19 protein-coding genes and 1 riboswitch are annotated in these 22,845 nt (G+C 70.4%); of the genes, 12 read left to right on the top strand and 7 right to left on the bottom strand.

The genetic code is table 11. The features are described from left to right. The first annotated feature begins 108 nt into the window (after positions 1-108). The 6 genes from ACSU6L_RS12650 (at position 109) to ACSU6L_RS12625 (ending at position 7,275) form a co-directional block, all read left to right on the top strand. Positions 109-1,416 carry an HD-GYP domain-containing protein gene (locus tag ACSU6L_RS12650; RefSeq protein WP_437056421.1) on the top strand — a complete coding sequence of 436 codons (1,308 nt, stop codon included), beginning with the start codon at positions 109-111 and terminating at the stop codon, positions 1,414-1,416. Then, positions 1,413-2,654, top strand: coding sequence for an HD-GYP domain-containing protein (locus ACSU6L_RS12645; protein ID WP_437056419.1), 1,242 nt, complete (start codon positions 1,413-1,415; stop codon positions 2,652-2,654). Before ACSU6L_RS12650 ends, ACSU6L_RS12645 begins: the two co-directional genes overlap by 4 nt. 116 nt (positions 2,655-2,770) lie before the next feature. Continuing rightward, a complete protein-coding gene (locus ACSU6L_RS12640; protein WP_073940831.1) occupies positions 2,771-3,751 on the top strand; it encodes a tetratricopeptide repeat protein in 981 nt (326 codons plus the stop codon). A 120-nt stretch (positions 3,752-3,871) separates the two neighbouring features. Next, entirely contained in the window at positions 3,872-4,522 is a 651-nt protein-coding gene (def, locus tag ACSU6L_RS12635; RefSeq protein WP_437056417.1) for a peptide deformylase, read from the top strand. A gap of 279 nt (positions 4,523-4,801) precedes the next feature. Beyond that, a complete protein-coding gene (gene cyc1 / locus ACSU6L_RS12630) occupies positions 4,802-5,899 on the top strand; it encodes an epi-isozizaene synthase (RefSeq protein ID WP_437056415.1) in 1,098 nt (365 codons plus the stop codon). Then, the gene (locus tag ACSU6L_RS12625; RefSeq protein WP_437056413.1) at positions 5,896-7,275 is read left to right on the top strand and encodes a bifunctional albaflavenone monooxygenase/terpene synthase; all 1,380 of its coding nucleotides are present in this window, start codon (positions 5,896-5,898) and stop codon (positions 7,273-7,275) included. The genes cyc1 and ACSU6L_RS12625 overlap by 4 nt, the downstream gene beginning before the upstream one ends. 47 nt (positions 7,276-7,322) lie before the next feature. Here the strand turns inward: ACSU6L_RS12625 and ACSU6L_RS12620 are convergent, their stop codons facing one another. The 6 genes from ACSU6L_RS12620 to ACSU6L_RS12595 form a co-directional block, all read right to left on the bottom strand. After that, a complete protein-coding gene (locus tag ACSU6L_RS12620) occupies positions 7,323-8,327 on the bottom strand; it encodes a ribonucleotide-diphosphate reductase subunit beta (RefSeq protein ID WP_437056411.1) in 1,005 nt (334 codons plus the stop codon). A gap of 56 nt (positions 8,328-8,383) precedes the next feature. Then, positions 8,384-10,744, bottom strand: coding sequence for a ribonucleoside-diphosphate reductase subunit alpha (locus ACSU6L_RS12615; protein WP_437056409.1), 2,361 nt, complete (start codon positions 10,742-10,744; stop codon positions 8,384-8,386). A gap of 125 nt (positions 10,745-10,869) precedes the next feature. Then, a riboswitch (cobalamin riboswitch) is annotated at positions 10,870-11,006 on the bottom strand. A gap of 425 nt (positions 11,007-11,431) precedes the next feature. Beyond that, complete coding sequence (locus tag ACSU6L_RS12610; RefSeq protein WP_437056407.1) at positions 11,432-11,833, bottom strand: hypothetical protein; 402 nt, start codon at positions 11,831-11,833, stop codon at positions 11,432-11,434. A 269-nt stretch (positions 11,834-12,102) separates the two neighbouring features. Next, a complete protein-coding gene (mctP, locus tag ACSU6L_RS12605; protein WP_437056405.1) occupies positions 12,103-13,713 on the bottom strand; it encodes a monocarboxylate uptake permease MctP in 1,611 nt (536 codons plus the stop codon). After that, positions 13,710-13,967, bottom strand: a complete 258-nt coding sequence (locus ACSU6L_RS12600; protein WP_437056403.1) for a DUF3311 domain-containing protein — start codon at positions 13,965-13,967, stop codon at positions 13,710-13,712. The genes mctP and ACSU6L_RS12600 overlap by 4 nt, the downstream gene beginning before the upstream one ends. Before the next feature lie 112 nt (positions 13,968-14,079). Then, positions 14,080-14,844 carry a GntR family transcriptional regulator gene (locus ACSU6L_RS12595; protein ID WP_437056401.1) on the bottom strand — a complete coding sequence of 255 codons (765 nt, stop codon included), beginning with the start codon at positions 14,842-14,844 and terminating at the stop codon, positions 14,080-14,082. 343 nt (positions 14,845-15,187) lie between these two features. On the opposite strand from ACSU6L_RS12595, the gene ACSU6L_RS12590 reads away from it, so the two are divergent. From ACSU6L_RS12590 to ACSU6L_RS12570, 5 genes are all read left to right on the top strand, one after another. Next, complete coding sequence (locus tag ACSU6L_RS12590) at positions 15,188-16,465, top strand: extracellular solute-binding protein (protein WP_437056399.1); 1,278 nt, start codon at positions 15,188-15,190, stop codon at positions 16,463-16,465. 92 nt (positions 16,466-16,557) lie between these two features. Continuing rightward, on the top strand, positions 16,558-17,553 hold the full coding sequence (locus tag ACSU6L_RS12585; RefSeq protein ID WP_437056397.1) for a carbohydrate ABC transporter permease: 996 nt from the start codon (positions 16,558-16,560) through the stop codon (positions 17,551-17,553). Continuing rightward, positions 17,550-18,380 (top strand): carbohydrate ABC transporter permease, encoded by an 831-nt coding sequence (locus tag ACSU6L_RS12580; RefSeq protein WP_437056395.1) that lies wholly within the window; start codon positions 17,550-17,552, stop codon positions 18,378-18,380. Before ACSU6L_RS12585 ends, ACSU6L_RS12580 begins: the two co-directional genes overlap by 4 nt. 8 nt (positions 18,381-18,388) lie before the next feature. Then, positions 18,389-19,906, top strand: coding sequence for a glycoside hydrolase family 3 protein (locus ACSU6L_RS12575; protein WP_437056393.1), 1,518 nt, complete (start codon positions 18,389-18,391; stop codon positions 19,904-19,906). Positions 19,907-20,072: 166 nt separating this feature from the next. Beyond that, positions 20,073-20,624, top strand: a complete 552-nt coding sequence (locus ACSU6L_RS12570) for a DoxX family protein (RefSeq protein WP_437056391.1) — start codon at positions 20,073-20,075, stop codon at positions 20,622-20,624. A gap of 91 nt (positions 20,625-20,715) precedes the next feature. On the opposite strand, the gene nagB is transcribed toward ACSU6L_RS12570, so the two are convergent. Then, on the bottom strand, positions 20,716-21,501 hold the full coding sequence (gene nagB / locus ACSU6L_RS12565) for a glucosamine-6-phosphate deaminase (protein WP_437056389.1): 786 nt from the start codon (positions 21,499-21,501) through the stop codon (positions 20,716-20,718). Between the two features lie 220 nt (positions 21,502-21,721). Here nagB and ACSU6L_RS12560 point away from each other — a divergent pair, with 220 nt between their 5' ends. Further along, a complete protein-coding gene (locus ACSU6L_RS12560; RefSeq protein ID WP_437056387.1) occupies positions 21,722-22,792 on the top strand; it encodes an SIS domain-containing protein in 1,071 nt (356 codons plus the stop codon). Positions 22,793-22,845 lie beyond the last annotated feature (53 nt).

Below are 22,845 nucleotides of genomic sequence, written 5' to 3'. Positions count from 1 at the left end.
GTCACCCGAACGTGCTAATCGGCGGACCATCGGTCCGCACCCTCCCCCTCGCCGCCCTAGGCTCCCAGCCCGAAACAGGCAGGAACGGGGGCGGGGAGGGGCGGCGTCATGGAGGCGGTTCCGGCACAGGCCCGGGTGTACGTCGCCGGTGTCGCCCTGGGCGCGCTGTGCTGCCTCGCGCCGCTGTCCGCCGCAGGCCCGCCCTGGTGGGCGACGGCCCTGCTCGCCGCCCTCTACGCGGGCGGTGAGCAGATCGCCGGCCGGAGGTTCTCCGGCACCTGCTACCCCGTGCTCCTCGCCGGCGCCTTTCTGCTGGCGCCGCCCGCCGCCGCGCTCGTCGCGCTGCCGGGGGCGCTGTCGGCCCGGGTCGAGCAGCGGCCCGCGGCGCTCCGCCGGATCTGGCGGGCCGCCGAGCTGGTCCTCGCCGTCTGGGCCTCGGCACAGGTCTTCCGGGCGCTGGGCGGCGGGGCGGCCGTCGCGACCGCCGACTTCCCGTACGCGCTGCTGCCCGCCACGGGCGGCGTGCTGGCGTTCTGCGCGGCGCTCGCCCTGCTCGACGGCGGTGTCCTGGTGCTCGCGGAGCACGTGCCCGCCCGCCGGGCCTGGCGGGGCCTGTTCGCGCGCTCGCTCGCCCCGCTCGGGGTGCACGGGCTGGCCGGGCTGATGATGGCCGTGCTGTGGCGCAGCCCCTACGGGCCGACCGCCGCGCTGCTCGTGCTGCTGCCGATGTGCGTCTCGTGGTGGGCGTTCGCCCAGTACCACCGGGAGCGGGCCGCCCACCGGGCCACCATCCGGGCCCTGGTGCAGGCCGTCGACATCAAGGACGGATACACCCGGGGCCACAGCGAACGCGTCGGACAGGCCTCGATGATGATCGCCCGCGAGCTGGGCATGGCCGACGACCGCGTCGAGGTGCTGCGGTTCGCCGGGATCCTGCACGACGTGGGCAAGCTCGGCGTCCCCACCCGGCTGCTGCGCAAGGACGGGCCGCTGACGCCCGAGGAGCGGCGGATCATCGAGCTGCACCCCGAGTACGGGCACGAGATCGTGCGGGGCATCTCCTTCCTGTGCGAGGCCCGGGCCGCGGTACTCCACCACCACGAGCGGCTGGACGGCAGCGGATACCCCTACGGGCTCGTCGGCACCCAGATCCCGGAGTCCGCGCGGGTGGTCGCCGTCGCCGACGCCTTCGACGCGATGACCTCCACCCGGTCCTACTCGCGCGCCCGGCCCGTCGAAGCCGCGCTGGCCGAGCTGGAGCGGTGCGCCGGGACGCACTTCGACCCGCGCATGGTGGCGGCCCTCACGCAGGCCCTGACCCGGTACGGCTGGCATCCGGCGGTCACCGCGGACGAGATGCCGGCGCCCCGGCCGCCCGCCGCGCCCTTCCCCGGCAAGGAGGGGGCGCGCCGATGACCGCCGCCCTGCCCCGCACCCTCATCCACACCAGCGCCGCCCTCGTCGCCGCCGTCTCCCTCGCCGTCACCCTCTGGACCGGGATGACGGAACGCGGGGTCGCCCTCGCCTTCGGCGCGCTGATCACGCTCGGCGAACTCAGCCGGTGGACCGGGGCCGCCCGGGTCAGGGAGGCGGCGCCGCTCGGAGCCGCCGGGGCACTGTCGTACGCGCTGCTCGGGGAGAACGCGGGCCGGCCCACCGGGCACGGGGTCGCCCAGGTCCTCACGGTCGTGCTCGCCGCCTCGCTGCTCGGCTGCGTCCCGCACATCGCGCGCGGCCGGGGCCCGATGTACGACCATCTGGCGCGCCGGGTGCTCACCGTCGCCTTCGCCGCCGCCTGCTTCCAACCGCTCTACAACCGGGGCGTGTTCGACGACTGGACCGGCGCCGCCTACGCGCTGCTGCTGATCGCGCTGCTCTCCCTCACCGCGCTGTGCGACGCCGTGCTCGCCGCCGCGCTGGCGCACGCCCGTACCGACTGGCCGTTCGTGCCGCTGCTGCGGGACGGGCTGCGGGCCATGTCCGGAGTGGGGTCCGCGGTGTGCGCGACCGGGGCCGTGATCGCGCTCGCGGTGGCCGTCGCCGGACTGTGGGCGCTGCCCGTGTTCTGCGTGCCGCTGCTGCTCACCCAGGTCTCCGTCCGCCGGTACGCCGCCGTGCGCGCCACCTACCGGCAGACCATCGCCTCCCTCGCCCGCGCCACCGAGATCGCCGGATACACCCCGGCCGGGCACGCCCACCGGGTCGCCGCGCTCAGCCGGGCCGTCGGCAGGGACCTGGGGCTGTCCGGGAGCGAGCTGACCGTGCTGGAGTACGCGGCCCTGATGCACGACATCGGGCAGCTGAGCCTGGTCGACCCGGTGCCGGCCGGGGCCACCGCCGCACTGCCGGCCGCTGAACAGCGGCGGATCGCGCTGCTGGGCGGGGCCGTCGTCCGGCAGACCGGGGTGGACCGGCGGGTGGCGGAGGTGGTGGAGCGGCAGGCCGACGCCTGCGCGGAGCAGCCGCTCGCCGCCCGGATCGTGCGGGTGGTGAACGCCTACGAGGAGAAGGCGCGGTCCGCGGGGCCCGGCGGGCCGCTGACCGCGCTTGAGGAACTGCGGCTGGCGACGGCCGGGGAGTACGCCCCGGAGGTGGTGGAAGCGCTGGCCCGAGTGCTGTCCAGGGACTGTCTGACCCTGCCCGCAGGTGGGTAACCCATGGGTAATGAGCGCCTCTCCAGGCGTACGTGGTTGGATGCGAAGGAGAGGGAGTCCGAGAGGCTGTCCGGGGGCACAGCCGGCCCACTCCACAAAACTGGCAGGCGGGAATCGTGAGGATCTTCGGCAAGGGACGGCACCGGCCCTCCGCCTCCTGGCGGCAGGCCACCGACCGTGCGTTCACGCTGATCGGCGACGGCCGGTACGAGGACGCGGGCGCGCTGCTGACACGGGCCGCCGACCTCGAGCCCTGGCTGTCCGAGTCCTGGTTCAACCTGGCCCTGCTGCACAAGTTCCGGCACGACTGGGAGCAGGCCCGCACGGCCGGCCTGCGGGCCGTCGCGCTGCTGGACCGGGAGGCCGGGGCGCCCGACTGGTGGAACGTCGGCATCGCCGCCACCGCGCTCCAGGACTGGCCGCTGGCCCGGCGGGCCTGGCAGGCGTACGGACTCCAGGTGCCCGGCGGCGCCACCGACAACGGGGAACCCGTCGGCATGGACCTGGGCAGCGCGGCCGTGCGGCTGTCGCCCGAGGGCGAGGCCGAGGTGGTGTGGGGGCGGCGGCTGGACCCCGCGCGCATAGAGGTGCTGTCCATTCCGCTGCCGTCGTCCGGGCGGCGCTGGGGCGAGGTCGTACTGCACGACGGGGTGCCGCACGGCGAGCGGACCACGGCCGTGGGGCACTCCTATCCGGTGTTCGACGAGATCGAACTGTGGGCGCCGTCGCCGGTGCCGACCTGGGTGGTGCTGCTGGAGGCGGCCACCGAGGCGGACCGGGACGCGCTGGAGCAGCTGGCCGCGGACGCCGGGTTCGCTGCGGAGGACTGGTCGTCGTCGGTGCGGCTGCTGTGCCGGATGTGCTCGGAGTCGCGGATGCCGGCGGACGAGGGGGACGGGGAGCACCTCGATCCCCACGATCACAGCGAGCCGGGGCATCCGGGGCCGCTGGGGCATCGGACGGACGGGCAGTTGTGGGTGCCGGAGCGGGAGTGCGGGGTGGCCGCGCCGGCTTCACTGGTCAGGGGGTTGTTGGACGGGTGGGTTGCGGACAGCCCGGACTCTCGTGACTGGCGGGATCTCGAAGAGGTGTGCTAGCGCCGTTGCCGGGTCTCCGTAGTGGGGGTTGATCGCGCAGTTCCCCGCACCCCTCGCGGCGTCACCCGTACCCTGTATCAGCATCACCACCCTGTTTTTCTAGGAAGGCATACGTCGGTCATGGCGCAGCAGGACACCGATCAGCAGCACGTGGGCGTGCTCCCCGTGGACGACGAGGGCTTCGTCATCGACACCGAGCAGTGCGAGGAGCGCGAGGCCGAGTGGCGCGGGCGGGGCACCTCGCGGCCGATCACGGTCGTCGGCAACCCCGTGCTGCACAAGGAGTGCAAGGACGTCACCGACTTCGGTGACGAGCTCCAGCAGCTCGTCGCGGACATGTTCGCCAGCCAGCGCACCGCCGAGGGCGTGGGCCTGGCCGCCAACCAGATCGGCGTCGACCTGAAGGTCTTCGTATACGACTGCCCGGACGACGAGGGCGTGCGCCACGTCGGCGTGGTGTGCAACCCGAAGCTGGTCGAGCTGCCGGCGGACAAGCGCCGCCTAGACGACAGCAACGAGGGCTGCCTGTCGGTGCCGACCGCGTACATGCCGCTCGCCCGGCCGGACTACGCCGAGGTGACCGGGCAGGACGAGAAGGGCAACCCGATCAAGGTGCGGGGCACCGGGTACTTCGCTCGGTGTTTGCAGCACGAGACCGACCACCTGTACGGCTACCTGTACATCGACCGGCTGTCGAAGCGGGACCGCAAGGACGCGCTGCGGCAGATGGCCGAGAACGAGCCCCGCTACCCCGTGGTCGCGAACGACTGACGTCGTCCGCCCCATCCGTACGGCGCCCGACCGGGCTTCCCTTCCCGGTCGGGCGCCGTTCGTATGTCCGTCGCACGTTCGACCGTGTCCCCTTCCTTAGTGATCCAGAACCAGTCACGCAAGAGGGGTGTCTCGGCAGTATGGGGTAGTGAGTGAAGCAAATCCGTTCCCAGAACGGTCAGTTGTGGTGCTGAATGGTAAGTGCGGGATTACGCAACGGCGCACGCCCTGGCACAACGGAGAGGCGTGCGCCAACCGGCGGCTGAGAGGGGTTTGTTCGTGCCTGCTTTCCCACACAGCACCACCGCGACCGCGGTCGCCGTTCCACCGTCGCTCGCACTCCCGGTGATCGAGGCGGCGTTTCCCAGGCAATTGCACCCGTATTGGCCCAGGCTCCAGGAGAAGACCCGTGCCTGGCTCCTGGAAAAACGGCTCATGTCGGCGGACAAGGTGGCGGAATATGCCGACGGCCTGTGCTACACCGACCTGATGGCGGGGTACTACGTGGGCGCCCCGGACGAGGTCATGCAGGCGATCGCGGACTTCAGCGCGTGGTTCTTCGTCTGGGACGACCGCCACGACCGGGACATCGTCCACCGCCGTCCGCTCGCCTGGAGCCGGCTGCGGTCCCGGCTGCACACGGCACTCGACTCCCCCCGGGGCCATCTGCACCACGAGGACCCGCTGGTGGCGGGGTTCGCCGACAGTGTGCTGCGGCTGTACTCCTTCCTGCCGGGAACGTGGAACGCGCCGGGCACGTGGAACGCGCGGTTCGCCCGGCACTTCCACGCGGTGATCGAGGCGTACGACCGGGAATTCCGCAACCGCGCCGGGGGATTCGTACCCACCGTCGAGGAGTATCTGGAACTGCGCCGCCTCACCTTCGCGCACTGGATCTGGACCGATCTGCTGGAGCCGAGCGCGGGACGCCAACTCCCGGACGACGTGCGGAAACACCCGGCATTTCGGCAGGCGGCACTGCTGAGCCAGGAATTCGCCGCCTGGTACAACGACCTCTGTTCGCTGCCCAAGGAAATTGCGGGCGACGAGGTCCACAATCTCGGCATCAGTCTCATCGTCCATCAGGGAATGAGCCTGGAAACGGCGGTCATCGAAATACGGCGCCGGATCGAGAACTGCATAGCCGACTTCCTCGTCGCCGAGCGGGACGCCCTGCGATTCGCCGACGAGCTGGCCGACGGCACGGTCCAGGGAAAGGAATTGAGCGCCGCCGTGCGGTCCTGCGTCGCGAATATGCGGAACTGGTTCAGCTCCGTCTACTGGTTCCACCACGAGTCCGGCCGGTACCGGGTCGACAGCTGGGAGGACCGGTCCACACCCCCGTACGTCAACAACGAAGCGGCAGGTGAGAAATGACCGTCGAGTCCGTGAAGCCCGCGACCTCCGCGGCCGCCCAGGCGTCGCAGCTGCGCGAACCGCCCCTCGCGGGAGGGGCCGTGCCACTCCTCGGGCACGGTCTGAAGCTGGTCCGCGACCCGCTGGCCTTAATGTCCCGGCTGCGCGAGCACGGGGACGTCGTCCGGCTGAGGCTGGGCCCGAAGACCGTGTACGCGGTCACCACCCCGGCGCTCACCGGGGCCCTCGCGCTGAGCCCCGACTTCAAGATCGACGGGCCGCTGTGGGAGTCCCTGGAGGGCCTGCTCGGCAAGGAGGGCGTGGCCACCGCCAACGGCCCCCGGCACCGCCGCCAGCGCCGCACCATCCAGCCCGCCTTCCGGCTGGACGCCATCCCCGCCTACGGGCCGATCATGGAGGAGGAGGCGCACGGGCTGACCACCCGCTGGCGGCCCGGCGAGACCATCGACTGCACCTCGGAGTCCTTCCGGGTGGCCGTGCGGATCGCGGCCCGCTGTCTGCTGCGCGGCGAGTACATGGACGAGCGCGCCGAGCGGCTGTGCAACGCGCTCGCGGTCGTCTTCCAGGGCATGTACCGGCGGATGGTCGTCCCGCTGGGGCCCCTGTACCGGCTGCCGCTGCCGGCCAACCGGGAATTCAACCGGGCGTTGGCCGATTTGCATCTGCTCGTCGACGAGATCATCGCCGAGCGCCGGGCGTCCGGTCAAAAGCCGGACGATTTGCTGACGGCACTGCTGGAGGCGAAGGACGAGAATGGCGACCCCATCGGGGAGCAGGAGATCCATGATCAGGTGGTGGCGATACTCACCCCCGGAAGCGAAACCGTGGCTTCCACGATCATGTGGCTGCTCCAGGTGCTCGCGGAACATCCGGAACACGCGGACCGGGTCCGGGAAGAAGTTGAATCCGTGACGGGTGGCCGTCCGGTGGCATTCGAGGACGTCCGCAAACTGCGGCACACCAACAATGTCGTCGTCGAGGCGATGCGTTTGCGCCCGGCCGTCTGGATATTGACCCGGCGGGCGGTCACCGACACCTCGCTCGGCGACTATCGCATTCCGGCCGGAGCCGACATCGTGTACAGCCCGTACGCGATCCAGCGCGATCCGCACTCGTACCCGGACCACCTCGAGTTCGACCCTGACCGATGGCTTCCGGAACGCGCCAAGGACGTGCCGAAATATGCCATGAGCCCCTTCAGTGTGGGTAATCGGAAGTGCCCGAGCGACCACTTCTCCATGGCCCAGCTGTCGCTCATCACCGCGGCGATCGCGACGAAGTACCGGTTCGAGCAGGTGGCCGGCTCCGACGATGCCACCCGCGTGGGCATCACACTCCGTCCGCAGCGGCTGCTGCTGAAGCCCGTACCGAGGTGAGGGAAGACGGGCCGGGGCCGGCCCCGTGCCGGCCCCGGCCGCGGGGCTCAGAAGTCCTCGTCCAGGTCCACGGTGCCCTCGACCGCGACCTGGTACGCGGACGGACGCCGCTCGAAGAAGTTGGTCAGCTCCTGCACGCCCTGCAGCTCCATGAAGGAGAACGGGTTCTCCGAGCCGTAGACCGGGGCGAAGCCCAGCCGGCTGAGCCGCTGGTCGGCCACGCACTCCAGGTACTGCCGCATCGAGTCGGTGTTCATGCCCGGCAGGCCGTCCCCGCACAGGTCGCGCGCGAACTGCAGCTCCGCTTCCACGGCCTCCCGCAGCATGTCCGTCACCTGCTGCTGGAGCTGGTCGTCGAAGAGGTCCGGCTCCTCCTTGCGGACGGTGTCGACCACGTCGAACGCGAAGCTCATGTGCATCGTCTCGTCGCGGAACACCCAGTTGGTGCCGGTCGCGAGACCGTGCAGCAGGCCCCGGCTGCGGAACCAGTAGACGTACGCGAACGCGCCGTAGAAGAACAGGCCCTCGATGCACGCGGCGAAGCAGATCAGGTTCAGCAGGAAGCGACGGCGGTCCGCCTTCGTCTCCAGCCGGTCGATCTTCTCCACCGAGTCCATCCACTTGAAGCAGAACTCGGCCTTCTCGCGGATGGAGGGGATGTTCTCGACGGCCGCGAAGGCCGCCGCCCGGTCGTCCGGGTCGGGCAGGTAGGTGTCCAGCAGCGTCAGGTAGAACTGGACGTGGACGGCCTCCTCGAAGAGCTGCCGGCTCAGGTACAGCCGCGCCTCGGGGGAGTTGATGTGCTTGTAGAGGGTCAGCACCAGGTTGTTCGCCACGATCGAGTCGCCCGTCGCGAAGAACGCGACCAGACGGCCGATCAGGTGCTGCTCACCCGGCGTCAGCTTCGCGAGGTCGGCGACGTCCGAGTGGAGGTCGACCTCCTCCACGGTCCAGGTGTTCTTGATGGCGTCCCGGTAGCGCTCGTAGAAGTCCGGGTAGCGCATCGGGCGGAGAGTGAGCTCGAAGCCGGGGTCGAGCAGATTCTGAGTCATGACTGTCGGCGCGAAGCGCCGTCCTCCAGGGGTGGTGGTCGGGTGGCGGGTGGGAATTACTGGCAGGCCTCGCAGGACTCGGGGTTCTCAAGGGAGCAGGCGACCGCTTCGGGGTCGGCGGCCTGCTGGACGGGGACGGTGGCCTGCGCGCGGGCGGCGCGGGCGATGCGCGTCGCGGGGCGCGAACGCAGGTAGTACGTCGTCTTCAGCCCGGACTTCCAGGCGTAGGCGTACATCGAGGAGAGCTTGCCGATGGTCGGCGTCTCCATGAACAGGTTCAGGGACTGCGCCTGGTCCAGGTACGGGGTGCGGGCCGCCGCCATGTCGATCAGGCCGCGCTGCGGGATCTCCCACGCCGTGCGGTACAGCCGCCGTACGTCCTCCGGGATCCACGCGAAGTCCTGTACCGAGCCGTTCGACTCGCGCAGCGCCTCCCGGGTGCGGGCGTCCCACACGCCGAGGTCCTTCAGGTCCTGCACCAGGTAGGAGTTCACCTGGAGGAACTCGCCGGACAGCGTCTCACGCTTGAACAGGTTGGACACCTGCGGCTCGATGCATTCGTAAGCGCCCGCGATCGAGGCGATGGTCGCGGTCGGCGCGATCGCCAGGAGCAGCGAGTTGCGCATGCCGACCCGCGCGATCCGGGCCCGCAGCGCCGCCCAGCGCTCCGGCCAGGCGGGCTCCACGCCGTAGTGGTCTGGGTGCAGCACACCCCGGGCGGTACGGGTCTGCTCCCAGGCCGGCAGCGGGCCGCTGCGCTCGGCCAGGTCGGCGGAGGCCTCGTACGCGGCGAGCATGATCCGCTCGGCGATCCGCGTGGACAGGGCCCTCGCCTCCGGCGAGTCGAACGGCAGGCGCAACTTGAAGAACACGTCCTGCAGGCCCATCGCGCCGAGGCCGACGGGGCGCCACTTGGCGTTGGAGCGGCCCGCCTGCTCGGTCGGGTAGAAGTTGATGTCGACCACGCGGTCGAGGAAGGTGACGGCCGTGCGGACCGTGGAGTCCAGCCGCTCCCAGTCGATGTCGCTGTCGGCGACGAACGCGCCGAGATTGACGGAGCCCAGGTTGCAGACCGCCGTCTCGCCGTCGTCGGTGACTTCCAGGATCTCCGTGCAGAGGTTGGAGGAGTGGACGACGTGGCCCGGCTCGGCGGTCTGGTTGGCGGTGCGGTTGGCGGCGTCCTTGAAGGTCATCCAGCCGTTGCCGGTCTGCGCCAGGGTGCGCATCATCCGGCCGTACAGGTCGCGGGCGGGGATGGTCTTGCGGGCGAGGCCCGCCGCCTCGGCCTTGCGGTACGCCGCGTCGAACTCCTCGCCCCACAGGTCGACCAGCTCCGGCACGTCGGCGGGGGAGAACAGGGACCACTGCCCGTCGGCGTTCACGCGGCGCATGAACTCGTCCGGGATCCAGTGCGCCAGGTTCAGGTTGTGGGTGCGGCGGGCGTCCTCACCGGTGTTGTCGCGCAGCTCCAGGAACTCCTCGATGTCGGAGTGCCAGGTCTCCAGGTAGACCGCGGCGGCCCCCTTGCGCCGGCCGCCCTGGTTCACCGCGGCGACCGAGGCGTCGAGGGTCTTCAGGAACGGGACGATGCCGTTGGAGTGGCCGTTGGTGCCGCGGATCAGCGAACCGCGCGAGCGGATGCGGCTGTACGACAGGCCGATGCCGCCGGCGTGCTTCGAGAGCCGGGCGACCTGGTGGTAGCGGTCGTAGATGGAGTCCAGCTCGTCCTTGGGGGAGTCCAGGAGGTAGCAGGACGACATCTGGGGGTGCCGGGTGCCCGAGTTGAACAGCGTGGGGGAGGAGGGCAGGTAGTCGAGGCGGCTCATGAGCCCGTAGAGCGCCGCGACCTCGTCCAGGGAGTGCGTGGTGTCGTCCTCGGCGAGACCGGCGGCGACCCGCAGCAGGAAGTGCTGGGGCGTCTCGACGACCTTGCGGGTGATCGGGTGGCGCAGCAGATATCGGCTGTGCAGGGTGCGCAGGCCGAAGTAGCCGAAGCGGTCGTCGGCGGTGCGGTCGACGAGGGCGTCCAGGCGGTCGGCGTGCAGCCGCACGAACTCGGCGGTGCGGTCGGCGATCAGGCCCTCGCGGTGGCCGACGGCGACGGACTCGGTGAAGGACGTGACACCCTGCGAGGCGGCCTCGGCGGCGATGCCGATCGCCAGCAGGCGGGCGGCCAGCCTGCTGTACGCGGGGTCCTCGGAGATCAGGCCGGCGGCCGCCTCCGTGGCCAGCTCGCGCAGCTCCGCGTCGTCCGCGTGGGCGGACCGGCCGCGCAGCGCGGCGGCAGCGACCCGGCCGGGGTCGGCGTCGGGGAGGTCGGCGGTCAGCTCGGTCAGGGTCCGCAGCAGCGCGGCACCGGGACCGTCGTCGTTCGACCGGGTCGCTGCTGAGGCCGGATCTGCGGGCGCGATGGTCACGTGGGGGCTCTCCCTCGCTGGGCACGGGGGCCTCGGTCGAGGGCAGGGGGCAGCTCACGAGCGCACACGGCGTCGCGTCCACCGGCCCATTCCACGAGGCCCGGACGTCAGGCACCCGGACCGGACGGCCGGGCGCACTGTCGGCAGGTCCTCGGACTGACGCTCGTGTGCGCGTATGCGGGCATACGCGCATGAGTACACCGTTGCGGGACAGTTCCGGATTCGCACCGGATTCCCCTGCGGCGACAGCGAGCATGAGCATACATGTTGTGCCGGGTGACGGTGACACCCCCAGATGTTGTGTCCGGGTGGTTTCACACTGTCAACTGGCCACGGCAAAAGCCAAGTGTCTCGCCGTTTCCATGAGCCCAGGACTCGCGTGAGGAGACCGCATCATGACGAGGGCGTCCCCCGACGAGGGCCGTCCGCCGCCCACCGGGCGAGGTGCGCCCGTGAGCCGCGCCGATCGGCTTCCCCGCCCGCGCCACCGGCGGATACCGCAAGCACAGCCTGTGGACCCCGAACACGCCCCCGGCCGGCTGGCGCGCCCTCGGTCCGCAGCGCGATGAGGGTGCGCCGACTGCGCCGCTTCCGGGTTCAGATGGCACGGCGGACGCGGGCGTGGTTCAGGCCGCGTGAATCGATGACTGATCGAGACTGATCGAGTGAATCCGACCGATCGGGCAATCAGACCGTGAAGACGCGTACGTCCACGTCCGGGCCGGAGGAGATGAGGGAGTACTCGCAGGAGCCGGTCGGCGTCACCTGGTCCGCCTGCGGCGGGAAGCCGGTGAACTGGATCCACAGCTCGTCCGTCTCGCCCTCGTCCCAGTGCAGGGTGCCCTCGCCGAAGAACGCGTTGCTGCCCGACTGGTCGCTGACGGCGGCGGTGACCGTGGCGGCCTCGCCCCGGAAGTTCTCCACCTTGATGTCCACGGTCAGCGGTTCGCCGGGGCTGGACAGTGCCGTACCGGTGGCGGCCGCCACGCTGCCCACCCTGAAGGCGCTTCCGAGATCTGCGGAGTTGGTGCCGGACACCTGCTGGACCTTCACGTTGAATGTGCGCTGGCTGCCGGATACCGAGGTCATGGGGACCTCCTGAGTCACTACTGAGGGGTCGGGCAGGGGCCACCGTGTGCGGAGAACAGGGCCGGGTAGCCCAGTGACGGAGCCTTTGGTTGAACAGGTCGGCGATCTGGCGGGCGGACACCAGGGCTCCCTCGGGGCTGGGTGCCGACACTTCGCGGGACCACCACGGTCGACCGTTGTACAGGATGCAGACCGGCCAGGACACGGTCCCCTTTCGCAGCAGACGGCGGCCCGCAACTCGCGGGCCGCCGTCGAAAACCGAGGCGCGGTCAGTGGGCCGATCCCGCCGTCGCCGGCGGCAGCTCCACCTGGACTCCCGGGTCGCCCGCGTCGGCCGTGTAGTCCTCCGGCTTGGTCTCGTCGACGCCCTCGGGGGCCTTGACGGCCTTCAGGACGAAGGTCAGGACCACGGTCACCACGACGTTGAGCACGAACGCGGTGAGGCCGATGTAGCCGATCTCCCCGATGCCCGGGATCTCCTTCGACGAGCCGCCGAAGTGCTTCTGCGTCGGCGAGGCCACCCCGTACGCGGCGATCGTGCCGTAGAGCATGCCGACCGCCCAGCCGGCGAGCAGCGCCCAGCGGTGGAACCAGCGCGTGAACAGGCCGCCGACCAGGGCCGGGAAGGTCTGCAGGATCCAGATGCCGCCCAGCAGCTGGAAGTTGATGGCGACGGTCTTGTCCATGGTCAGGACGAAGGCCAGCGCGCCCACCTTCACCAGCAGCGACACCAGTTTGGAGACCTTGGTCTCCTGCTCGGGCGTGGCGTCCTTGCGGATGAAGTCCTTGTAGATGTTCCGGGTGAAGAGGTTGGCCGCCGCGATGGACATGATGGCCGCCGGCACCAGCGCGCCGATGCCGATCGCCGCGAACGCGACGCCCGCGAACCAGTCCGGGAACATGTTCTCGAACAACTGCGGGATGGCCAGCTGGCCGTTCTGCACCTTGATGCCGGCCGCGATCGCCATGAAGCCCAGCAGGGCCAGCAAGCCCAGCATGAGGGAGTACAGCGGCAGGATCGTGGTGTTGCGGCGGATCACCTCACGGCTCTTGGAGGAGAGCGTCGCGGTGATCGAGTGCGGGTACATGAACAACGCGAGCGCGGAGCCCAACGCCAGCGTGGCGTACGTCCACTGCCCCGCCTCCGGCGGGACGAGGCCGCCCGCCCCGGCGCTGGTGAACTTCTCGTCCGCCTTGGCGAAGATCTCGTCGAAGCCGCCCAGCTTGATCGGGATGTAGATGATCGCCACGGCGATGACGATGTAGATCAGCGTGTCCTTCACGAACGCGATCAGTGCCGGGGCCCGCAGGCCCGAGGAGTAGGTGTACGCGGCCAGCACGCCGAACGCGATCAGCAGCGGCAGGTCCTTGATGAACCAGTTGGTGTCCTCGCCGCCACCGACGCCCATCACGTCCAGCACGGCCTGGATGCCGACGAGTTGGAGCGCGATGTACGGCATGGTGGCGAGGATGCCGGTGAGGGCCACCGCCAGGGACAGGCCCTTCGAGCCGAACCGGCCGCGCACGAAATCCGAGGTCGTCACATAGCCGTGCTTGTGCGAGACCGACCACAGACGCGGCAGGAACGTGAAGATCAGCGGGTACACCAGGATGGTGTACGGCACGGCGAAGAAGCCGGCCGCGCCCGCGGCGTAGATGGCCGCCGGTACGGCGACGAAGGTGTAGGCCGTGTAGAGGTCGCCGCCGAGCAGGAACCAGGTGATCCAGGTGCCGAACGACCGGCCGCCCAGACCCCATTCGTCGAGGCTGTGCTCGTTCTCGGCCTTGCGCCAGCGCGCGGCCAGGAAGCCCATGACCGTGACGGCCAGGAAGAAGAAGATGAAGACGGCGAGTGCGACGCCGTTCACGCCGTCCTTCATCGCTGCTCACCGCCCCGGCGGGCGCGCTGGTCACGCTGCCACAGCTTGAACGCGACCATCGTGAGCACGGTGGAGATGACCACCCACGCCATCTGGTACCAGTAGAAGAACGGGATGCCGATCAGAGCCGGGTCGGTCTTGGCGTACGAGCCGACCCACAGCATGGCCACGAACGGTGCGACAAGACAGAGGGCGATGACGACGCGAACGGGCGTCACCACCGGCCCTCTGTTCACTTCTGGCGCTTGCGACATCTGGCGACTCCGTCCCCTCGCTGATCACCTGCGTAATGGGCTGGCAATCTAGGTCACGGTGTCGGCCAGAGGAACCCCTCGTCCGTATATCGGTACCGGCTTTACAAAGTCGCTACTCGGTGGGGCGCTTCAGCCGGGCCACGAACTTGTACCGGTCGCCCCGGTAGACCGACCGCACCCACTCCACCGGCTTGCCCTCCCGGTCCAGGGAGTGCCGGGACAGCATCAGCATCGGCAGGCCCACGTCGGTGCCGAGCAGGCCGGCCTCGCGCGGGGTCGCCAGTGAGGTCTCGATGGTCTCCTCGGCCTCCGCGAGGTGGACGTCGTACACCTCGGCGAGGGCGGTGTAGAGGGACGTGTACTTGGCCAGGGAGCGGCGCAGCGCCGGGAAGCGCTTGGCGGAGAGATGGGTCGTCTCGATCGCCATCGGCTCCCCGTTGGCCATGCGCAGCCGCTCGATGCGCAGCACCCGGCCGCCGGCGGTGATGTCGAGCAGGCCGGCGAGCCGGTCGTCGGCGGTGATGTAGCCGATGTCCAGCAGCTGCGAGGTCGGCTCCAGGCCCTGGGCGCGCATGTCCTCCGTGTAGGAGGTCAGTTGCAGCGCCTGGGAGACCTTCGGCTTGGCGACGAAGGTGCCCTTGCCCTGGATGCGCTCCAGCCGCCCCTCGACCACCAGCTCCTGGAGGGCCTGGCGCACGGTGGTGCGGGAGGTGTCGAACTCGGCGGCCAGGGTCCGCTCGGGCGGGACCGGGGTGCCCGGTGCCTGGGTCTCCGTCATGTCGAGCAGATGCTTCTTCAGGCGGTAGTACTTAGGCACGCGCGCGGTACGGACGGTCGTCCCACCCTCGTTCTCCGCACTGCTGACGTCGGTGCTCATGCTCCGCCTTCCCGGCTCCGTAGAGGTGTCGTCGGCACGCTCCGTGATCCCCTCTGTATACCGTCGCGGGCCTTGTTGGTCTAGTCCACCATGCCCGAAGTGGTCTACCCGAGTATGACGGGTGGAGCCCCTGTTTTCGCGGGGTTCTTACTTAAAGGTTCCTGCATATGTAGGTCCCATAACGGCTGGTCGGGCCGTACTTCAGACCCTTGACACGCCTTTTGGTCTGGGCCAAGCTCCCCGGTACTGGTCTACACCATTGGTCCAGGTCCCGGCCCCATGGGCGGTACGTCAGTTCACCGCGGGGAGCAGGGGGGTTTGTGGCATCCCTGAGGAGGGTGGCGTGAAGCGCAAGCTGATATCCGCGATCGGTGTCGCGGGCATGATGATCTCGCTCGCGGCGTGCGGTGGCGACGACGGCAGCGGCGAGGGCAAGGGCGGGGCGGACGGCTACGCGGGCCAGACCCTGACGGTGTGGGTGATGGACGGCTCCTCGCCGGACCAGTGGCAGAAGGACGTCGCCGCGGCCTTCGAGAAGAAGACCAAGGCCAAGGTCCAGTTCGAGATCCAGCAGTGGAACGGCATCCAGCAGAAGCTGACCACCGCCCTGTCCGAGGAGAACCCGCCGGACGTCTTCGAGATCGGCAACACCCAGACCCCGGCCTACGCCAAGACCGGCGGCCTCGCCGACCTCGCCGACCTCAAGACCGCGATCGGCGGCGACTGGACCGAGTCCCTGAACAACTCCTCGGTCTTCGAGGGCAAGCAGTACGCGGCCCCCTGGTACTTCGCCAACCGCGTCGTCGTCTACAACAAGAAGGTCTGGGCCGACGCCGGCATCAAGGACCTGCCCAAGACCCGCGATGAGTTCTACGCCGACCTCAAGCAGATCGGCGAGAAGACCGACGCCGAGCCGATCTACCTGCCCGGCCAGAACTGGTACCACTTCGTCGGCCTGGTCGTCGGCGAGGGCGGCGAGCTGGTCAAGAAGGACGGCGACAAGTACGTCTCCAACCTGGACGACCCGAAGGTCGCCGCCGCCATGGAGACCTACAAGAAGTTCCAGGCCCTCTCCAAGGCCCCCAAGGACAAGGACGAGGCCACCCCGCAGCAGGGCGAGGTCTTCGGCAAGGGCAACGTCGGCGCCTTCATCGGCATGGGCTGGGAAGCCGGCATCGCCATCGAGGCCAACCCGAAGATCGAGAAGGAGATCGGCTACTTCACCATCCCCGGTGCCGCGGCCGACAAGCCCGAGGGCGTCTTCCTCGGTGGCTCCAACCTCGCCGTCGCCGCGGGCAGCCAGAAGCAGGACCTCGCCAAGGAGTTCCTGAAGATCGCCCTGTCCGACCAGTACGAGGGCCAGCTCGCCAAGCTCAACGGCGTCATCCCGAACAAGGAGTCGCTGCAGGGCAACGTCAAGGGCAACGCCGCCGCCGAGGCCATGGCGCCGGCCGCCGCGGGCGGTGGCACCACGCCGCTGATCCCCGAGTGGGCCGCGGTGGAGAACGCCCCCAACCCGGTCAAGACCTACATGACCGCGGTGCTGAACGGTAAGTCCCCGGCCGAGGCCGCCAAGCAGGTCGAGGGCGAGTTCAACAAGCGCCTGGCGCAGCAGCAGTAACAGCGCTCGCCGGGGACGGGGGCCGCACGCGCCGCACCGCCGTGCGGCCCCCGCCCCGCGACAGTCGTAGGTCTAGAGAAGAGATGGCGAGCATGACCGTGCAGACCGAACGGCCGCCCTCCGGCCCGGCGGACGTCCGCAAGGGGGCGGACGTCGGAGGACCGGGCCGGCCCACACCGAGAGCGTCCCGCGCCGGCGCGCTCGGCCCCTACCTCCTGCTGCTGCCGGCCTGCGCGGCCACCGTGCTGCTGCTCGGCTGGCCGCTGCTCAAGGACGTCCTGCTGTCGTTCCAGAACCTCAACATGGCGCAGCTGATCCAGCACGTCACCGAGTGGAACGGCGTCGACAACTACACCGAGGTCCTCACCGGCGAGGACTTCTGGCGGGTCACCCTCCGCTCGATCCTGTTCACGGCGGTCAACGTCGTCCTGACCATGGTCCTGGGCTCCCTGGTCGGCCTGCTCCTCGCCCGCCTCGGCAAGCGGATGCGGTTCACGCTCCTGGTCGGCCTGGTGCTCGCCTGGGCGATGCCCGTGGTCGCCGCGACCACCGTCTACCAGTGGCTCTTCGCCCAGCGCTTCGGCGTCGTCAACTGGGTCCTGGACAAGCTCGGCTGGCACTCCATGGCCGACTACAGCTGGACCAGCAGCCAGATGTCGACGTTCTTCGTCGTCACCGTGCTGATCGTCTGGATGTCCATCCCGTTCGTCGCGATCAACCTGTACGCCGCGACCACGACCATCCCCGACGAGCTGTACGAGGCCGCCGCCCTGGACGGTGCGGGCGCCTGGCGGAGCTTCACCACGGTCACCCTGCCGTTCCTGCGCCCCTTCCTCTACGCGACGACCTTCCTGGAGATCATCTGGATCTTCAAGGCGTTCGTGCAGGTCTTCACCATCAACGGCGGCGGCCCCGACCGGCTCACCGAGATCCTGCCCGTCTACGCCTACATCGAGGGCGTCGGCAACCAGCACTACGGCATGGGTGCGGCGATCGCCGTCCTGACCATCCTGATCCTGCTCGGCCTCACCGCCTACTACCTGCGGATCGTGCTCAAGCAAGAACGAGAAGAGGAGGCCAAGTCGTGAAGCGCTCGCTCTTCGGCCGCCTGTGGCCCAACGTCACGGCCGTCGTCCTGTTCATCGGCTTCGTCTTCCCCGTGTACTGGATGTTCGCCACGGCCTTCAAGCCGACCGGCGACATCATCTCCGAGGACCCGGTCTGGTTCCCGACGGACTTCACGTTCGAGCACTTCAAGACCGCGACCGGCGTCGACCACTTCTGGACGTACGTCACCAACTCGCTGATCGTGACCGTCCTCGCGGTCGTCCTCTCCCTCGTCATCGCACTGGCTGGCTCCTTCGCCCTGGCCCGTATGCGGTTCAAGGGGCGGCGCGGCTTCATCATCGGCTTCATGCTGGCGCAGATGGCGCCCTGGGAAGTCATGATCATCGCGATGTACATGATCGTCCGGGACGCGTCGATGCTGAACAGTCTTGTCCCGCTGACGCTCTTCTACATGATGATGATCCTCCCCTTCACCATCCTCACGCTGCGTGGCTTCGTCGCCGCCGTGCCGATGGAACTGGAGGAGGCGGCCATGGTCGACGGCTGCACCCGAGCCCAGGCCTTCCGCCGCGTCATCCTGCCGCTGCTGGCGCCCGGCCTGATGTCGACCTCCCTCTTCGGCTTCATCACCGCGTGGAACGAGTTCGCGCTGGTCCTGGTGCTCAACAAGGAGGCCGAGGCGCAGACCCTGCCCCTGTGGCTCTCCAGCTTCCGCACCGCCTTCGGCGACGACTGGGGCGCGACCATGGCGGCCTCCTCCCTCTTCGCGATCCCGATCCTGATCCTCTTCGTCTTCCTCCAGCGCAAGGCCGTCAACGGCCTGACCGCCGGCGCCGTGAAGGGATAGCCCCCTCGATGACGACATTCGCCAGCGACACCGACACGCTCACCCGTGACGCGCTGACGGTCCTCCAGCCCGGCTTCACCGGCACCACCGCCCCCGACTGGCTGCTGCGCCGCCTCGGCGAGGGCCTCGCCTCGGTCGGCCTGTTCGGCCGCAACATCGCCACGCCCGAACAGCTCGCGGCACTCACCGCCCAGTTGCGCGCCGAACGCGACGACGTGCTGGTCGCCATCGACGAGGAGGGCGGCGACGTCACGCGCCTGGAGGTGCGGACCGGCTCCTCCTTCCCCGGCAACCACGCGCTGGGCGCGGTCGACGACGTGGAGCTGACCCGCGAGGTCGCCCACGAACTCGGCCGCCGCCTCGCCGCCTGCGGCGTCAACTTCAACTGGGCCCCGTCCGCCGACGTCAACTCCAACCCGGGCAACCCCGTCATCGGCGTCCGCTCCTTCGGCGCCGACCCGGACCTGGTCGCCCGGCACACGGCGGCCTATGTGAGGGGCCTCCAGGCGGCGGGCGTAGCCGCCTGCACCAAGCACTTCCCCGGCCACGGCGACACCGCCGTCGACTCCCACCACGCGCTGCCCCGCATCGACGCGGACCCGGCGGTGCTCGGCGACCGCGAACTGGCCCCGTTCCGGGCCGCCATCGCGGCCGGCACCCGTGCCGTGATGAGCGCCCACATCCTGGTCCCCGCCCTGGACCCGGACCGCCCGGCAACGTTGTCCAGCCGCATCCTCACCGACCTGCTGCGCGGCGAACTCGGCTACGACGGCCTGATCGTCACCGACGGCATGGAGATGCAGGCCATCGCCGCCACCTACGGCATCGAACGGGGCAGCGTCCTCGCCGTCGCCGCGGGCGCCGACGCGATCTGCGTGGGCGGCGGACTGGCCGACGACGAGACGGTACGCCGCCTGCGCGACGCCCTCGTCACGGCCGTGCGCTCCGGCGAACTGCCCGAGGAACGGCTGGCGGACGCGGCGGAACGGGTGCGGGGGCTGGCGGCCTGGACGGCCTCGGCCGTGGGCGCCCGGTCCGCGGCACCGGCCGGAGGACAGCTCGCGGGACGGGCCGGGGCGGACGGCGAGGTGGGCCTGCGGGCGGCTCGCCGGGCGCTCCGGGTCACCGGCGCGGACGCCTTCACGCCGGTCACCGGGGCTCCGTACGTCGCCGCTCTCACGCCGGTCGCCAACATCGCCGTCGGCGACGAGACGCCGTGGGGCGTGGCGGCGGAACTGGCCGCGCTGCTCCCCGGCACGGAGGCGGGCACGTTCACGGGGGAGGGCGCGGGCGGCGCCGCCCTGACCGCCGCGGGGGAGCGCCGCATCGTGGCGGTCGTCCGTGACGAGCACCGGCACGCGTGGATGGCGACAGCCCTCGACACGCTCCTTCGGACCCGCCCGGACACAGTCGTGGTCGAGATGGGCGTCCCGCAGGCGGCCCCCCGGGGCGCCCTGCACATCGCCACCTACGGCGCGGCCCGGGTGTGCGGAAGGGCGGCGGCGGAGGTCATCGCCGGGGTGTGAGCGGCGGCGGGGCGGAGTGCCGGGCGGCGGAGGGGCCGGGCGCCCGGCACCCCGCTTCTCCCTCGCCCCTTCCTCCTCCCTTCCTCCCTTGGACGTCCTCTCCCCGGGAGAGGAGGATCGAAAGGGGGAGACCGCACCGATGGCTGTGCCCGGAGGTGATGCCGTGATGACAGCCCCCACTCCGCGATCACACGACTCCACCGAGTCCTACGACACGAGACCGGCGCGGGGGGCGGTGGGCGCCGCGGACGTGGGAATGCTTCTCCTGCGGCTGGCGGTGGGTCTGCTCCTGGCGGGTCACGGCGCACAGAAGCTGTTCGGCATGTTCGGCGGGCCGGGTCTCGACGCGACGGCCAAGGCCTTTGCCGAGCAGGGATACGAGCCGGGCCGCTTCTTCGCCGTCCTGGCAGGGATCTCCGAGGTCCTCGGCGGTCTGGGCCTGGCCGTCGGACTGCTCACGCCGCTCGCCGCGGCGGCCACCGTCGGCGTGATGATCAACGCCATGGCGGTGGCGCCCGAGTACAGCCTGTGGCCCGCCGGGCCCCCGTCGTTCGCGCACCCCATGCTCTTCGCGGTCGCCGCGCTCGCCATCGCCGCCGTGGGCCCCGGCCGCCTCGCGATCGACGCCCTCTTCCCCTGGCGGAACGGCGGATGGATCCCGTTCCTCATCGCCCTGGGCCTGGGCGTGCTCGGAGGTGTGCTGGTCCTGGTGCTGTGACACGCCACGGCGTCGTGCGGTGGGTACCGGTCCTGGTCGGGAAGGACCGGTACCGCGATGCCGGCCTGATCCGAGAGCCCCTGGCTAGAAACTAGATGCCCTGCCACTCCGGCTTGTTCGCGTAGGTGTGCCGGAAGTAGTCCGCCAGCTTCAGCTTGGAAGCGGCGGCCTCGTCGACCACGACCGTCGCATGCGGGTGCAACTGCAGTGCCGACGCCGGACACACCGCGGCGACCGGTCCCTCCACCGTCGCGGCGACCGCGTCGGCCTTGCCCTCACCGGTGGCCAGCAGCACCAGGTGCCGCGCCTCCAGGATCGTTCCGATGCCCTGGGTGATGACGTGGTGCGGGACCTGGTCGATGTCGCCGTCGAAGAAGCGCGCGTTGTCGATCCGGGTCTGCTCGGTCAGCGTCTTGATCCGGGTGCGGGAGGCGAGCGAGGAGCACGGCTCGTTGAACCCGATGTGCCCGTCGGTGCCTATCCCGAGCAGCTGCAGATCCACCCCGCCCGCCTCGGCGAGGGCCCGGTCGTACGCCTCGCAGGCCGCCTGCACGTCCGCGGCCTCGCCGGCGGGCCCCATGAACGCCTCCATCCCGAGCCCCAGCGGCTCGAGCACCTCGCGGCGCAGCACGGAGCGGTACGACTCGGGATGCGTCGCGGGCAGCCCCACGTACTCGTCGAGCTGTGCGATCCGCGCCCGGGAGGCGTCCACGGCACCGGATCTCACCTTGGCCGTCAGCGCCTGGTAGATGGGCAGCGGCGTCGAGCCGGTGGCCACACCGAGCAGGGCGTCGGGCTTGCGTCGGAGCAGCTGGGCCATGGCCTCGGCGATCAGTTCGCCGCCGGCCTCGGCGTCCGGAACGATGACAACTTCCACGCTGGCCTGCCGATCTGAAGAGGGGACTCGAGGGCACCCGAAAGGGTCCATGTGGTTTAGACCAATCTAACAGAGCGGGGGCCGACCTCCCAGGCGCCGTAGGGGAGAAACAGGCCCCCGGCAGCTCCGCCCACAGGCCTGCCCTGAGCGGGCGCGCCAACGCCCGGGGGAGTGGAATGGGAGCTGCACCGCATGCCCCTCCAGGCCCCCCGGAGATCCCATGACCGCCACCCCACCGGAGCCCCACACAGACGTCCCCGGCCGGATCATGGCCCGCGAGATGGACGAGCAGCCCGCCGTGCTGCGGCGGATCCTTCAGGACGGCGCCCCGGACATCCGCCGGGTCGCGCAGGAGATCGCCGCCCGCAAGCCCCGCTTCGTCCTGCTCACCGCCCGCGGCACCTCCGACAACGCCGCGCTCTACGCCAAGTACCTCATGGAGATCCGCCTCGGCCTGCCCTGCGGCCTCACCTCGATGTCGACCATCACGGCCTACGGCGCCGCCCCCGACCTCACCGACGTCCTCGTCGTCACCGTCAGCCAGTCCGGCGGCTCCCCCGACCTGGTCGCCTCCACCCGGGCCGCCCGCCAGGCCGGCGCGATCACCCTCGCCGTCACCAACAACCCGGACTCACCGCTGGCCGGCGTCGCCGAACACCACCTCGACATCCTGGCGGGCCCGGAGAAGGCCCTGCCCGCGACCAAGACCTACACGGCCTCCCTCCTCGCGCTCTACCTCTTCGTCGAGGGCCTGCGCGGCGGCGACGGCGCCCCCGCGGAGCCGCTCCCCGACCTTGCCGGTCAGCTGCTCTCCCGCAAGGACGAGGTACGCGCCCTCGCCGGCCGCTACCGGTTCGCCGAGCGCATGGTGATCACCTCACGCGGCTACGGCTACCCGACGGCCAAGGAAGCCGCCCTCAAACTGATGGAGACCAGCTACATCCCCGCCCTCTCCTACTCCGGCGCCGATCTGCTGCACGGCCCCCTCGCCATGGTCGACAACGTCTCCCCGGTCATCGCGGTCGTCACCGACGGCAGGGGAGGGGAGGCGCTCCAGCCCGTCCTGGACCGCCTGCGCGGCCGCGGCGCCGATCTGGTCGTCTTCGGGCCCGGGCGTCAGGTGGCGCAGGCCTCGGCGGGCTTCGTCCTGCCCACCGAGGGCATCGCGGAGGAGGTCCAGCCGATCCTGGAGATCATCCCGCTGCAACTGCTCGCCTACGAGGTCACCATCGCCCGCGGCCAGGATCCGGACGCGCCCCGTGCCCTGGCCAAGGTCACGGAGACGCGGTGAGGCGCGCGCGGCGGGGATGGCGTGGTCGCCGTTGGTCCCGGCCCGGCGGGAGT

Origin of the sequence: Streptomyces sp. enrichment culture (assembly GCF_964272855.1) — a bacterium.
In the GTDB taxonomy this organism is placed as follows: Bacteria; Actinomycetota; Actinomycetes; order Streptomycetales; family Streptomycetaceae; genus Streptomyces.
This window is presented reverse-complemented; position numbering and strand designations above follow the sequence as displayed.

Excerpts from the sequence above, each read along its gene's own strand:
- ACSU6L_RS12650 (WP_437056421.1), top strand. The coding sequence starts at position 109 with ATGGAGGCGGTTCCGGCACAGGCCCGGGTGTACGTCGCCGGTGTCGCC.
- ACSU6L_RS12645 (WP_437056419.1), top strand. The coding sequence starts at position 1,413 with ATGACCGCCGCCCTGCCCCGCACCCTCATCCACACCAGCGCCGCCCTC.
- def (WP_437056417.1), top strand. The coding sequence starts at position 3,872 with ATGGCGCAGCAGGACACCGATCAGCAGCACGTGGGCGTGCTCCCCGTG.
- ACSU6L_RS12625 (WP_437056413.1), top strand. The coding sequence starts at position 5,896 with ATGACCGTCGAGTCCGTGAAGCCCGCGACCTCCGCGGCCGCCCAGGCG.
- ACSU6L_RS12620 (WP_437056411.1), bottom strand. The coding sequence starts at position 8,327 with ATGACTCAGAATCTGCTCGACCCCGGCTTCGAGCTCACTCTCCGCCCG.
- ACSU6L_RS12610 (WP_437056407.1), bottom strand. The coding sequence starts at position 11,833 with ATGACCTCGGTATCCGGCAGCCAGCGCACATTCAACGTGAAGGTCCAG.
- mctP (WP_437056405.1), bottom strand. The coding sequence starts at position 13,713 with ATGAAGGACGGCGTGAACGGCGTCGCACTCGCCGTCTTCATCTTCTTC.
- ACSU6L_RS12600 (WP_437056403.1), bottom strand. The coding sequence starts at position 13,967 with ATGTCGCAAGCGCCAGAAGTGAACAGAGGGCCGGTGGTGACGCCCGTT.
- ACSU6L_RS12595 (WP_437056401.1), bottom strand. The coding sequence starts at position 14,844 with ATGAGCACCGACGTCAGCAGTGCGGAGAACGAGGGTGGGACGACCGTC.
- ACSU6L_RS12585 (WP_437056397.1), top strand. The coding sequence starts at position 16,558 with ATGACCGTGCAGACCGAACGGCCGCCCTCCGGCCCGGCGGACGTCCGC.
- ACSU6L_RS12575 (WP_437056393.1), top strand. The coding sequence starts at position 18,389 with ATGACGACATTCGCCAGCGACACCGACACGCTCACCCGTGACGCGCTG.
- ACSU6L_RS12570 (WP_437056391.1), top strand. The coding sequence starts at position 20,073 with ATGACAGCCCCCACTCCGCGATCACACGACTCCACCGAGTCCTACGAC.
- ACSU6L_RS12560 (WP_437056387.1), top strand. The coding sequence starts at position 21,722 with ATGACCGCCACCCCACCGGAGCCCCACACAGACGTCCCCGGCCGGATC.